We start from the raw sequence: 12,945 nt of genomic DNA, 5'->3' as shown, positions 1-12,945 counted from the left end.
GTGTGGCGGCCGCTGCTGCCAAGTTCGCAATATTTCTTACAATTTCGCCTGCAGGTCGGGATCGGCGCGCAACAGCGCGGCCAGCCAGTCGGCAAACACGCGCAGGCGCGGCGACGACATGCGCCCCTGCGGATACAGCAGCGAGATCGGCATCGGCGTCGGCGGCGTGGCGGCCAGCACCTCCACCAGCGCGCCGCTGGCCAGATGCTCGCGCACCTGGTAGCGCGCCACCTGCGCCAGGCCCATGCCCTGCAGCGCGCAGCTGGCATTGGCGTCAGCGTCGCTGACGGCGATGGCGCCGCGGATCTCGGTCGTCACCACGCTGCCATCGACCACAAAGTCCCAGTCATACGGCCGCCCGGTGCGGCCGGAAAAATGCAGCACGCCGCGATGCTCGCGCAACTCGCTCCAGGCCTGCGGCGTGCCGTGCGCCGCCAGATAGTCCGGGGCAGCGCAGGTGAGACAGTCCATGCCGCCGAGCGGCCGGGCGACCATCGCGGAATCCTGCAGCACGCCCACGCGCAACGAACAATCCAGCCCCTGCTCGGTCAGATCCTGAAAGCGCTCATTCAGGCTGAGCACCAGATCCAGCTCCGGGTAGGCGCGGCAAAAGCCGGCCAGATGCGGCACCACCACGCGGCGGCCAAACGTGCCGGGCAGCTCCACCCGCAGCTTGCCGCGCGGCTGACCGCCGCCCTGGCCGCGATACGTGCCCTCGGCGTCATCCACCGCCTGCAGAATCTCCAGACACTTGCGGAAGTAATCGGCGCCATCCGGCGTCAGCGACAGACGGCGCGTGGTCCGCTGCAGCAGCTGGGTGCCAAGAAAGGCTTCCAGCTTCTTGATGGTGGCAGTGAGCGCGGCGCGCGGCAGATCCAGCGTCTCGGCGGCCTTGGTAAAACTGTTGGCCTCGACGATGCGGACAAAGGTCTGCATGGCCTTGAGTCGGTCCATTGTTCATTTAATGTGAAAAGTATAGGTGCATTATGCCCTAATTATCTTGGCAAAGCTTTTCCCTACAATGGGCTCATCGATATTCCCACTGGAGTGAATCATGAGCAAACAAGAAGACATCAGCCCCGGCATGGTCATGCTGCTGGCCACTGCGACCGGCCTGATCGTGGCCAGCCTGTATTACGCGCAAACGCTGGTCGGCCCGATCAGCGCCTCCACCGGCCTGTCGCCCGAAGCGGCCGGCCTGATCGTGACGCTGACGCAGATCGGCTACTGTATCGGCCTGCTGTTCATCGTACCGCTGGGCGACCTGCTGGAAAACCGCCGCCTGATCTTCACCGGCCTGCTGTTCACCGCCGCCATGCTGGTGCTGGCCGCGATCAGCAGCAGCGCCTGGATGTTCCTGACGGCGGCGCTGGGCATCGGCCTGGGTTCGGTGGCGGCGCAGATCGTGGTGCCGTTTGCAGCCCACCTGTCGCAGGAAGCCACGCGTGGCGTGACGGTAGGTAAAGTGGTCAGCGGCCTGCTGCTGGGGATCATGCTGTCGCGTCCCGCGGCCAGCCTGATTGCCGACGCCACCAGCTGGCACGTGGTGTTTGGCGGCGCCGCCGTGGTGGTGACCATGGTGGCCTTCGTGCTGCGCGCCAAACTGCCGGTGCGCGTGCCAAACCACCACATCACCTATCCGAAACTGCTTGGCTCGCTGTGGCAGCTGTTCCTGCAAACGCCGGTGCTGCGCCGCCGTGCCGCTTACCACGCCGGCCTGTTTGGATCGTTCAGCCTGTTCTGGACCGTGACCCCGCTGATGCTGGCCGGCCCGACCTTCCACCTGTCGCAAACCGGCATCGCCATCTTCGCGCTGGTCGGCATGGCCGGTGCGGTGGCATCGCCGGTGGCCGGCAAACTGGCCGACAAAGGCCACACGCTGATGGCAACCGCCGCCGCGCTGGCACTGGGTGTGATTGGCTTTGCGCTGCCAATGATCGTGCCGGGCTCGCGCAACGTCGCGCTGGCGGTGCTGGTGATCGCATCGATCGTGCTGGATATGGGGGTGGCGGCCAATCTGGTGCTGGGCCAGCGCGCCATCTTCACCCTGGGCGCGGAAGTGCGCAGCCGCCTGAATGGCGTCTACTTTGCGCTGTTCTTTGCGGGTGGCGCCCTGGGTTCGGCGCTGGGTGGCTGGATGTTTGCCACCCACGGCTGGCATGCCGCGCTGCTGACCGGCATGGCCTTCAACGGCGCCGCGCTGCTGTACTGGGTGACCGAATACATCGGCCACACCAGTGAGCGGAAGGCGGTGGCTTAACCGCCGAAGTGGTAATTCAGCTCCAGCCAGGCCTGACGGCCTGCCGGGCTGTAATTACCGACCGGGTAGTAAGGCCAGCCGGCGCTGCTATCCGCCTTGACCTGATTGAACAGATTATTCACCGCCACCGACAAGGTGGCGCGTTCATTCAGGCGGTACACCACGCTGGCGTTGACCAGGGTGGTCGGCGTCAGATAGGCATCGCCGGCGGCGTTAGGCACCTTGCCGTAGCGCTGAAAGAACACCGTGTTCGACCATTTGCCGACATTCCAGGTCACACTGGCATTGAGCTTGTCGCGCCAGTCGTAATTGGTCAGGTCTTCCAGATCGTCATTGAGCGGATCGCCGGCAAACTGGCGCGAGTGCTTGTTGAGCGTCCTGGAGTAATTGGCCTTGGTGATGACATTGCCGTAGTCCCTGGTGCGGAACACCCACTTGCCCGAGATATCGACGCCATCCACGCTGGTGGTGGCCGCGTTGATCGGATTCACCAGGATCGACTTGATCTCGCCGGGGCGGTTCAGCGCATTGTCCGGGAAGCGGGTGATGCGTGAAATGGCGTCAGCGCAGGTCGGCGACGTCAGATCGCCGCGGATGCGGCAGTCCGCTTCATCACGCAGCAGATTATCGGCGCTCAGATTGGTCACCAGATCGCTGATCTTGATGTTCCAGTAATCCAGCGTCAGATCGAAGTCCGCGCTTGGCGACCACACGATGCCGACGCCGCTGGACCGCCCCTTCTCCGAACGCAGATCCTTGCTGCCGGTCTGCACATAATCCGCGCCTGGCGAATAGTTGGCGAACTCGCAGTCGGCCACCGGCTGGCCGGCCTTGGCGCAGCGGTAGTAATCCGTGGTGGACGAGTAATAGCCGGTGCCCTTCGCCTTGAAGATGTAATTCATGTCGGGCGCGCGGAAGCTGGTGGCGTAATTACCGCGCACCAGCAGCTGCTGGACCGGGCGCCATTCGATGCCGCCGTTGTAGGTGAACTTGCCATCATCGCGGCCGGCAAAGCTGTACTTGTCATAGCGGCCAGCCAGCGTTGCGTTGACCGACTTGATCACCGGGATATTGGTCTCCACGCCGACCGCGTAACGCTTGCGGGTGCCGGCGGTAACGTCAGCGCCGGTGGCGGCGTTGAAATAACCCTGGTTGATGCGCGCATCCGGCGTATTCGAAAAGCCCTGTTTGCCCAGCTCCGCCACCGCCGCCACCTTGACCGGGCCGGCCGGCAGCTCAAAGGCGTCGCCATTGGCGGTCAGGCTCAGGGTATTGGTCCACGACTTATCGTTGCTGACCGAATTAGCGGTGATGGAATCGAATTCCTGCGGCGTCAGGCGCCTGGTCAGGCGGGCCGGATCAGGCGCGTAGATCGCCACGCCGTTGTTGTCCACGCCCAGCTGCTGGCCGAGGAAAAAGCTGTCGATATTGGCCAGCGCGCGCGGACGATGGTCCTCGCTCTTGTACAGCGACGCGGTGTAGCCGGCTTCATAATTCCAGCTGGTGCCCGGAATGATGCCGCGCGCGCCGAAAGACAGCGAGCTGGCCTGATCATCCCAATAGCGGTTATAACGATCCACGCCGCCGATCTCCTCAGGCGAGATATAGCGGTTCCAGGCCTCATAGGCATTGGTATTCTGATTCCAGAAATAGCTATCGGTCAGCGAGCGCGAGGTCCAAGACGGGCCGCGGGTATTCTGCGTGCTGCGGTTCTGGCCATACAGCGCTTCCGCGTACAGCGTGGTGTCCGGCGACAGCTCGTAATTGGCGCTGCCGAACAGATTCTGGCTGCTGTTCTTGGTCTGCGTGGTCCAATAGGTCGGACCGACTTTCGGGCTGGCGCAATAGCTGCCCGCCTTGGCGGTGTACTTCACCGTGCTGCCGCCAAACAGATCGCTGAGCGACGAGCAGGCATCGCCCAGATCGACATACTTGCCGGTGCTGACGTTCTTGCGGCCGAGGACAGAGGTGGGCGCCACGCCGGTCCTGGACGCCATGAAATCGCGGTCGGCGCTCCACAGCGGCTCGCGTTCCAGCAGCTCCACGCTGAACAGGGTGTTGAGCTTATCGAAGCTCTTACCGCCGGTGAACTGCAGGCGCTGGTCTTGCGCGCCGCCGCGCGAAGTGCCGCCGGCCTTGAGGTTGACGTCGTAGCCGTCGACCTTTTTCTTGAGGATGATATTGACCACACCCGCAATCGCGTCCGAGCCGTAGACGGCGGAAGCGCCGCCGCTCAGAATCTCGATGCGATCGACCACGCTGGAAGGGATATTGGCCAGATTGGTGAAATTGACCGTGCCTTCATAGGCGACCGGAAAATCGGCCATGCGGCGGCCGTTGAGCAGCACCAGCGTGTGATTCGGCCCGAGGCCACGCAGGCTGATGGCGTTGGCGGACGGCGTAAACGTATTGCCGTAATCGGCGCCCTGCACGAAGCCGCTGTTCTGGGTCTGATTGGTGAGCGCGTCGAAGACATTGCGGTAGCCCTGCTTGGTGATGTCGTCGCCGGTGATCACGGTGACTGCCGAAGGGCCTTCGGTGCCGGCGCGCGGGATGCGCGAACCGGTGATGACGACAGCGGGCGGCGTGGTGGCCGCCACCGCATCCTGCGCCAGTGCCGCGGTCGGGCCGGCAGCGCCGCACAGCAGCGCGATAGCGCCTGCCGCCGGCGGGTTCAATTTAAATTTTATTTGCATTGAAGTGGTCCAGGTTTGAAAAGGCTGCCACCTTAACAAGGCGGACCACAATACTGAACGAATGTTTTCTTACTAGCTTATACATTTATGCACTATTTCGGTGCGCTCAACAATTCGGGGTCAGCTCTGACATTCGGACACTCACGAACGAAGTTTGAGAAATATCAATACGGTTCGCAAATCTCTTTTACTTGAATCTGATTGTGGCAGCGCAATTACGCGCAAAGTATCGGGGCATAAACTCACCAGATGAGTCGTCCATTACGCATCGAACACAGCGGAGCCTTGTACCACGTCACCGCGCGGGGGGACCGGCAGGACCATATCTACCGCTCAGATAACGACCGCCTGGTATGGCTGGCGATTTTGGGCGAAACCTGCGCGCGTTTCGATTTCGTGATTCACGCTTATTGCCAGATGACCAATCATTATCACCTGCTGGTGGAAACGGTCGCTGGCGGCCTGAATCGCGGAATGCGCTACCTCAATGGCAACTATTCCCAATATTTCAACCGCACGCACAATCTGGTAGGCCATGTCTACCAGGGCCGGTACGACGCCATTCTGTGCCAGCGCGAAAACTACATGCTGGAGCTGTCGCGATACATCGAGCTGAATCCGGTGCGTGCACGCATGCGGTCGTTGCCGGAAGAATGGCCGTGGAGCAGCTACCGCGCAAAGATGGGCATGCAAAATTCCCCGGTATGGCTAGGGCCTGAAGCCGTGCTGCTGTACCTCGCCAGCAACCAGGAAGAAGCGCGACAAGTTTATCGGCAATTTGTTCTGGCGGGGATGCATGGGCCAAATCCGCTTCGCGCAGTGAAAAACCAGATGTTCCTTGGCGACGAGGCGTTTTGCCAAAGTGCCGTTGATAAAGCCGTGCCAGGAGACTTGTTTGAAATAAAGCGCGACCAGCGAAAGGTGCTCGTCGCGCCGTTGCCGGAATACTTCCGCCAATACCGTGATCCTAAAGAAGCGATGGCACACGCTTACCTGTCCATGGGCTATACCATGCCGGAAATTGCCCAGTTTGCACGCGTTTCGGTCAAGACCGTCAGCCGCGCGGTAAAAAGCTTCGTCGACGGGCAGCGAGCATCTTGAGAAATATCAAAAGTGCTCGCTGCGTGTCCGAATGTCAGAGCTGACCCCGAATTCAGGCGGCGACGGTGCTGGCTTGCTTGCCGAATGCTGCCAGCAGGGCCGCTTCTTTTTGCTTGGCGGCTTGCAGGTGGCGCTCTTTGACGTGGCCGTAGCCGCGGATGTCTTCCGGGATGCTGGCGATGGCCACCGCTTGCGCCAGGTTGTCAGCGGTCAGCTTCGGCAGCAGGCTGCTGACGGTGTTGCGGTATTCACCGATCAGCGCACGCTCCATCTTGCGCTCTTCGGTGTAGCCGAATACGTCCAGCGCCGTACCGCGCAAGCCTTTGAATTTGGCCAGCACGCCAAACGCTTTCATCATCCACGGGCCGTATTCTTTTTTGATCAGGCGACCCTGCGCATCGTGCCTGGCCATCAGCGGCGGCGCCAGGTGGAATTTCAGCTTGATGTCGCCATCGAACATGCCGGCGATTTTCTGCTGGAAGGCGCCGTCGCTGTACAGGCGCGCGACTTCGTATTCGTCCTTGTACGCCATCAGCTTGTAGTAGTAGCGCGCCACGGCTTCGGTCAGGCGGGTGGCCTTGCCCAGCTTGGCCTCTTCCGCACGGACCATGTCGACAAACGATTTATACTGTTTAGCATAATTCGCATCCTGATACACCGTCAGCAGTTCCATGCGCCTGGCGATGACGTCGTCCAGCGTCTGGATGCGCTTGAATTCGATGACCTTGGCCGGCGTGGTCAGTTTGGTGACCGAACCCAGGTCATGCGCGGCCGTGCGCCCCCAGTGGAACGCGGCTTTGTTGAAGCCGACCGAGACGCCGTTCAGTTCAATCGCTTTCACCAGCGCCGCTTCGCTCAGCGGCACGTGGCCTTTCTGGAAGGCGTAGCCCAGCATGAACATATTGGTCGCAATCGAGTCGCCCATCAGCGCGGTGGCGATCTGGCCGGCATCGATGAAGTCGACGTTGTCGTTGCCGCAGGCGCGGAGGATTTCGTTGCGCGAGCCGGCATCCGGGAATTGCCAGTCGGGGTTTTTGACGAAGGCCGCGGTGGTGGCGTTGCTGGAGTTGATCATGGCGTGCGTGCGGCCTTCACCCATGCGCGACAAGGCGTCGCGCGAGGCGGTCACGATCAGGTCGCAGCCGATCACCAGATCGGCGCTGCCGGTGCCGACGCGGGTCGAGTGCAGGTCGCTCTGCTTGTCCGCCAGCCGCACGTGCGACATCACCGGGCCGCCCTTTTGCGCCAGACCGCTCATGTCCAGCACCACCGCGCCTTTGTTTTCAACGTGCGCGGCCATGGCCAGGATCTGGCCCACGGTCACCACGCCGGTGCCGCCAATGCCGGTGATCAGGATGCCGAACGGTGTCGCGGTCGATGGCAGCACCGGCGCCGGCAGCACGGCTTGTGGCCCGTCGCCGACCGCTGCTTTTTTCGGCTTCTTCAGCGCGCCGCCTTCCACCGTCACGAAGCTCGGACAGAAGCCGGTGGTGCAGGAGAAGTCCTTGTTGCACGAGGATTGGTTGATCTGGCGCTTGCGGCCCAGATCCGTCTCCAGCGGCTCCACCGACAGGCAGTTGGACTGCACCGAGCAGTCGCCGCAGCCTTCGCACACGGCTTCGTTGATCACGGCGCGCTTGGCGGGGTCCGGATACTCGTTGCGTTTGCGGCGGCGGCGTTTTTCGGATGCGCAGGTCTGGTCGTAGATCATGGCCGATACGCCCGGCTTGTCGCGCAATTCTCGCTGCACGTCCATCAATTCGCTGCGATGGCGCACGGTGACGCCCGGCGCCCAGTTGTAGTCCGCCGGGTATTTATCCGGTTCGTCGGTCACCACGATGATCGGCGTCACGCCCTCCGCTGCGATCTGGCGCGAGATCATGCCCGGGTCGAGCGGACCGTCAAACGTCTGGCCGCCAGTCATGGCCACCGCATCGTTGAACAGGATTTTGTAGGTGATGTTGACTTTGGCCGCAACCGCCGCGCGGATCGCCAGTATCCCCGAGTGGAAGTAGGTGCCGTCGCCAAGGTTGGTGAAGACGTGCTTTTCGTTGGTGAACGGCGCCTGCCCTACCCAGGTCACGCCTTCCGCGCCCATGTGGGTGAAGGTGGAGGTTTCGCGGTCCATCCATAGCACCATGTAGTGGCAGCCGATGCCGGCCAGCGCGCGCGAACCTTCAGGCACTTTGGTCGAGGTATTGTGCGGGCAGCCGGAGCAGAAGAACGGCGTGCGGTCGGTCTGCGGATTGGATTTCACAGGCAGGGTTTTCAGCGCCGCCTCTTTCGCTTCCAGGTATGCGACGCGCTCCTGCACCCGCCTGGCCACAGGATGACCGTCGCAGTAGTGCGCAATGCGCGAGGCGATGGCGCGCGCGATCTGCGCCGGATTCAGTTCATAAGTCGCCGGCAGCAGCCAGTCGCCGTGGCCGGTCTTGCCATGGTTGCTCCACTCGCCGGTGTCGTCGAATTTGCCGACCACGCGCGGACGCTGGCCGTCCGGCAGGTTGTACAGTTCTTCCTTGAGCGCGTATTCGAGAATCTGGCGTTTCTCTTCCACCACCAGGATCTCGTCCAGGCCTTTGGCGAATGCCTGCACGCCCTCCGCTTCCAGCGGCCAGGTCATGCCGATCTTGTACAGGCGGATGCCGATGTCGGCGGCGGCTTGCTCGTCGATGCCCAGGTCGGCCAGCGCCTGGCGCGTGTCGAGATACGATTTGCCGGCGGTGATGATGCCGATCTTTGGTTTCGGCGAATCCCAGATAATCTTGTTCAGCTTATTCGCACGGCAGTAGGCCAGCGCGGCGTACCATTTGTAGCTGTTCATGCGGACTTCCATGTCCAGCACGGTGTCCGGCCAGCGGATATTCAGGCCGCCTTCCGGCAGTTCGAAGTCGGTCGGCAGTTCGATCTGCACGCGGTCCGGGTCGAAGTCCACCACGGCGCCCGATTCGATAATATCGGTCACGCATTTCATCGACACCCACAAGCCGGTGTAACGGCTCATGGCCCACGCGTGCAGACCGTAGTCGATATACTCCTGCACCGACGAGGGATACAGCACCGGGATGCCGCAGGCATTCAGGATGTGGTCCGACTGGTGCGCGGTCGAGGAAGATTTGGCCGCGTGGTCGTCGCCAGCCAGCACCAGCACGCCGCCGTGTTTCGCGGAGCCGGCGTTGTTGGCGTGCTTGAAGACGTCGCCGCAGCGGTCCACGCCCGGGCCTTTGCCATACCACATGGCGAATACGCCGTCGTACTTCGCGTCCTTGAACAGATTGGTTTGCTGCGTCCCCCAGACGGCGGTCGCCGCCAGATCCTCGTTCATCCCGGGGTGGAATTTGACGTGATGCTGGTCGAGGTACTTCCTGGCTTTCATGGCCGTCATGTCGACGCTGGTGACCGGCGAACCACGGTAGCCGGTGATGTAGCCGGCGGTGTTCAGGCCTGCTTTCAGGTCGCGCTCACGCTGCATCATCGGCAGGCGGATCAGCGCCTGGGTGCCGGTCATGAAGGCGCGGCCGCGCTCCAGCGTCCATTTGTCGTCGAGGGTGATCTCATCCGGCGCAGTGGTCAACTGGTTGGCCGGATCTAGCTGCGTACCTTTGTGAGGTGCATTCATTTTGTCTCCAATATTCTGTGCCGGCGCTCGGTCTGTCGCTTTGCTGCCGTTCTTCGGCACAGTATAGACCTGCACCGGCGGCAGAAAATTGCAAACAATTCGCATGCGCGCGCAATTTGAGCAATAATATTGCCCTCAACACCGAATTCCCGAGGTATTTATGACCAAGATCGCGCTGGATAAAACCGATCGTAAAATTCTGTCCATATTGCAGTCCGACGGCCGCCTGTCGAATCAGGACGTGGCCGAGCTGGTCGCCCTGTCGCCGTCGCCCTGCCTGCGCCGCATCAAGCGGCTGGAAGAAGCTGGCGTGATCCGTCAATACGTCGCGCTGCTGGACCCGGACAAGATCGGCCTGGGCCTGCTGGCGTATGTGAACGTGCGGCTGGAAAAGCACAATGAAGCCTCGGCCCACAGCACCGCGCGTGTGCTGGGCGCCGCCAACACACAGCCGTCGCCGCGTGCCGATTTTGCGGAATCGGTGGCACAGTGGCCTGAAGTGGTGGCCTGCTATGCAATGACCGGCGAGATGGATTACCTGCTGCGCGTGCACGTGGAAGACATGGAGCACTTCTCGCGCTTCATGATGGCGACGCTGCTGCGCCACCCGGCCGTGCTGGACGTGAAATCCTCGTTCGCCCTGCAGCGCGTCAAGGACACCACGGCGCTGCCGCTGGTCTGATTATTTGCGGCCCAGCAGGCGGTTGAGCCATTTGCTGGCGATGCGCTTGTTGGCCTTGAGGGTGTAGTCCAGCACCGCGATCTGTTCGTGCAGGGCTTCCTGCAGCACGCTGGCCGGGTCGGCCGGCAGCAGTTTGAGGTAGGCGTCGGCCTCGCCGTAGTCGCGGTGGATTTCCATGCCGGCCTTTTTCGCGATGTGCATCATGGTCTTGTTGGACGACAGGCAGTGCATGTACAGCGTGTCGACGTCGTTGTTGCGGCAGGAGATGGCGGCGCGTTCGAACAGTTTTGAGCCGATGCCCAGCCCGCGCGCCGAACGGCTGACCGAGAGGCCGAATTCCGCCACCCCCTCTTTTTCGGTGACGCTGCTGTGCTCATCACGCGGTGCGAACGCCAGGTGCCCCACCGCCACCAGCTTGAACATGCGGTTGTAGACGCCAAACACCATGTCACGCGAGAAGTCGATGCGGTTGACGTAGTTGGTCACCTGCTCATCCGGCAGCACGGAACCAAAACGCAGCAGACGGTCGCTGTGTTCCAGTCCAAGGAAATGCTTGAGCATGCGGCGACGGTCACGCTGGCGCAGTTCCTTCACCAGTATCATTCTCCCTCTTCCTCTTCGGGGACGTTCAGCGCCAGCTTGACGGCCTTGACGCGCGCGCTGTGCACGCGCTCTGGGATGCGCTGCGGATTGTCGGCGCAGGACGCGGCGATTTCGCCGGCGTTGACGCCGCGCGCCGCCGCCAGCGCTCTCTCCAGATGTTCCAGTTGCGGAAACGGCGCGTCGGCATAGCTGGCGTCCGGCCCGATGCGGCCGCGCGCATCGCATTCAGTCGCCAGCAGCATTTGCGTGAAGCGCGCCGGCTTGCGGAAGGCGTCGCAACGTTCAAACAAGGTGACGATGGTGTTGGCGCGCAGTTGTAAAGCACGGCCGACGTTGCCGTGTTCACGTGCGGTCATCACGGCCAGGTCGCGGCATTCGGTCGGCACCTTGAGGCGTTTGCTCACTTGCTCCACCAGCTTGACGCCGAGGCCTTCATGGCCGTGGTGCGCAGGCCAGTTCTCCGATGGGGTGGCGCCCTTGCCCAGATCGTGCATCAGGCAGGCGAAGCGGGTCGGCAAGTCGCGCTCCAGTTGCGCCGCACAGTCGATCACCTGCAGCACGTGGATGCCGGTGTCGATTTCGGGGTGCCATTTCTCCGGCTGCGGCACGCCCCACAACGCGTCCAGCTCCGGCAGGATGCGCGCCAGCGCACCACAATCGCGCAGCACTTCCAGCATGCGCGATGGCTTCTGCTCCATCAGCCCGCGCGACAGTTCCTGCCACACGCGCTCCGGCACCAGCGCATCGACTTCGCCCTGCTCCACCATCTGCCGCATCAGCGCATTGGTTTCGGGCGCGACGCGGAAGTCGGCAAAGCGCGCGGCAAAGCGCGCCACGCGCAGGATGCGTACCGGGTCTTCGGCAAACGCTGCCGATACATGGCGGAAGATGCGCTGCTCGATGTCGCGCTGGCCGCCGTATGGGTCGGTCAGCGTGCCGTCTTCGGCGCGCGCGATGGCGTTGATGGTCAGGTCGCGCCGGATCAGGTCATCTTCCAGCGTGACGTCCGGCGAGGTGTGGAACACAAAGCCTTTGTAGCCGGGCGCGGTTTTGCGCTCGGTGCGGGCCAGTGCATATTCTTCCTGCGTTTGCGGATGCAGGAATACCGGGAAATCCTTGCCGACCGGGCGGAAGCCCCTGGCCACCATCTCGTCCGGCGTGGCGCCGACCACCACGTGGTCGTGGTCTTTGACCGGCAAGCCAAGCAGCGCATCGCGGACCGCGCCGCCTACGACGTAAGTCTGCATGATTTAGTCCGGCATTTCCGCGTCGTGCTTGGGCGCCGTTTCGGTTTCGGCCAGGGCTTCGTCCACCCAGCGCGCGACGGCGGGATGAGCCAGCACGCGCTGGCAGTAGGCGTCCAGCGCCGGCGCCAACGCCACGCCATAGGTGCGGAAGCGGCACACCACCGGTGCGAAGTAGGCGTCCGCAATCGAGAACTCGCCAAACAGGAACTGGTGATGGCCAAAGCGCGACAGGCACTCTTCCCAGATTTCGCTGATGCGGCCGATGTCGGCCTGCGTGCCGGGCGTGCGGCCCTTGCCCGGATAGCTGGCGCGGATGTTCATCGACATCGAGTTGCGCAGGTCGCTGAAGCCGGCGTGCATTTCGGCGCACACGGAACGCGCCATGGCGCGCGCGGCCACGTCCTGCGGCCACAGGTGCAGCTCAGGGAACTGCTCGGCCAGATATTCGCAAATCGCCAGGCTGTCCCAGATGGTCATCTCTTCGCCGGCCAGCAGCACCGGCACCCGGCCCGAGGCCGAGTAGCTGCAGATGCGGTTGGCGGTGTCGTCCTGATCCAGCAGCACGCGCACTTCCTGGAACGGGATGCCGAAGGCGGTCATCGCCACCCATGGGCGCATCGACCACGACGAGTAGTTCTTGTTGCCGATGACGAGGGTCAGGCCGGGCGAACGCGCGGCGGCCAGGGTTTGCGACAAGCTGGGATCAAGTTGGGTAGTCTGCATGATGGTACGTGTCC

Annotated in this window: 9 protein-coding genes; 3 read left to right on the top strand and 6 right to left on the bottom strand. The window is 62.7% G+C overall.

The window, feature by feature from the left end:
• Nucleotides 1-36 precede the first annotated feature (36 nt).
• Nucleotides 37-954, bottom strand: a complete 918-nt coding sequence (locus tag ABDW57_RS12955; RefSeq protein WP_343730605.1) for a LysR family transcriptional regulator — start codon at nt 952-954, stop codon at nt 37-39.
• A gap of 100 nt (nt 955-1,054) precedes the next feature.
• On the opposite strand from ABDW57_RS12955, the gene ABDW57_RS12950 reads away from it, so the two are divergent.
• A complete protein-coding gene (locus tag ABDW57_RS12950) occupies nt 1,055-2,260 on the top strand; it encodes an MFS transporter (protein ID WP_343730604.1) in 1,206 nt (401 codons plus the stop codon).
• On the opposite strand, the gene ABDW57_RS12945 is transcribed toward ABDW57_RS12950, so the two are convergent.
• On the bottom strand, nt 2,257-4,956 hold the full coding sequence (locus tag ABDW57_RS12945; protein WP_343730603.1) for a TonB-dependent receptor: 2,700 nt from the start codon (nt 4,954-4,956) through the stop codon (nt 2,257-2,259). The genes ABDW57_RS12950 and ABDW57_RS12945 overlap by 4 nt on opposite strands.
• A gap of 285 nt (nt 4,957-5,241) precedes the next feature.
• Between ABDW57_RS12945 and ABDW57_RS12940 the strand changes: the two genes are divergently transcribed.
• Complete coding sequence (locus tag ABDW57_RS12940) at nt 5,242-6,057, top strand: transposase (RefSeq protein WP_343730602.1); 816 nt, start codon at nt 5,242-5,244, stop codon at nt 6,055-6,057.
• A gap of 52 nt (nt 6,058-6,109) precedes the next feature.
• On the opposite strand, the gene ABDW57_RS12935 is transcribed toward ABDW57_RS12940, so the two are convergent.
• Nucleotides 6,110-9,676 carry an indolepyruvate ferredoxin oxidoreductase family protein gene (locus tag ABDW57_RS12935; protein WP_343730601.1) on the bottom strand — a complete coding sequence of 1,189 codons (3,567 nt, stop codon included), beginning with the start codon at nt 9,674-9,676 and terminating at the stop codon, nt 6,110-6,112.
• A gap of 160 nt (nt 9,677-9,836) precedes the next feature.
• Here ABDW57_RS12935 and ABDW57_RS12930 point away from each other — a divergent pair, with 160 nt between their 5' ends.
• The gene (locus tag ABDW57_RS12930) at nt 9,837-10,358 is read left to right on the top strand and encodes an Lrp/AsnC family transcriptional regulator (protein WP_155466326.1); all 522 of its coding nucleotides are present in this window, start codon (nt 9,837-9,839) and stop codon (nt 10,356-10,358) included.
• On the opposite strand, the gene ABDW57_RS12925 is transcribed toward ABDW57_RS12930, so the two are convergent.
• Genes ABDW57_RS12925 through ABDW57_RS12915 form a run of 3 tightly spaced genes read right to left on the bottom strand, consistent with a single transcriptional unit; the run spans nt 10,359 to nt 12,931 of the window.
• Nucleotides 10,359-10,961, bottom strand: coding sequence for a GNAT family N-acetyltransferase (locus ABDW57_RS12925; RefSeq protein WP_343730600.1), 603 nt, complete (start codon nt 10,959-10,961; stop codon nt 10,359-10,361).
• A complete protein-coding gene (locus ABDW57_RS12920; protein WP_343730599.1) occupies nt 10,958-12,208 on the bottom strand; it encodes a multifunctional CCA addition/repair protein in 1,251 nt (416 codons plus the stop codon). The genes ABDW57_RS12925 and ABDW57_RS12920 overlap by 4 nt, the downstream gene beginning before the upstream one ends.
• A 3-nt stretch (nt 12,209-12,211) precedes the next feature.
• A complete protein-coding gene (locus ABDW57_RS12915; protein ID WP_343730598.1) occupies nt 12,212-12,931 on the bottom strand; it encodes a glutathione S-transferase family protein in 720 nt (239 codons plus the stop codon).
• Nucleotides 12,932-12,945 lie beyond the last annotated feature (14 nt).

The organism is Duganella sp. (assembly GCF_039595735.1).
Lineage (GTDB): Bacteria > Pseudomonadota > Gammaproteobacteria > Burkholderiales > Burkholderiaceae_D > Rugamonas.
The sequence above is the reverse complement of the archived record's forward strand: the minus strand, read 5'-3'. Positions and strand labels throughout refer to the sequence as shown.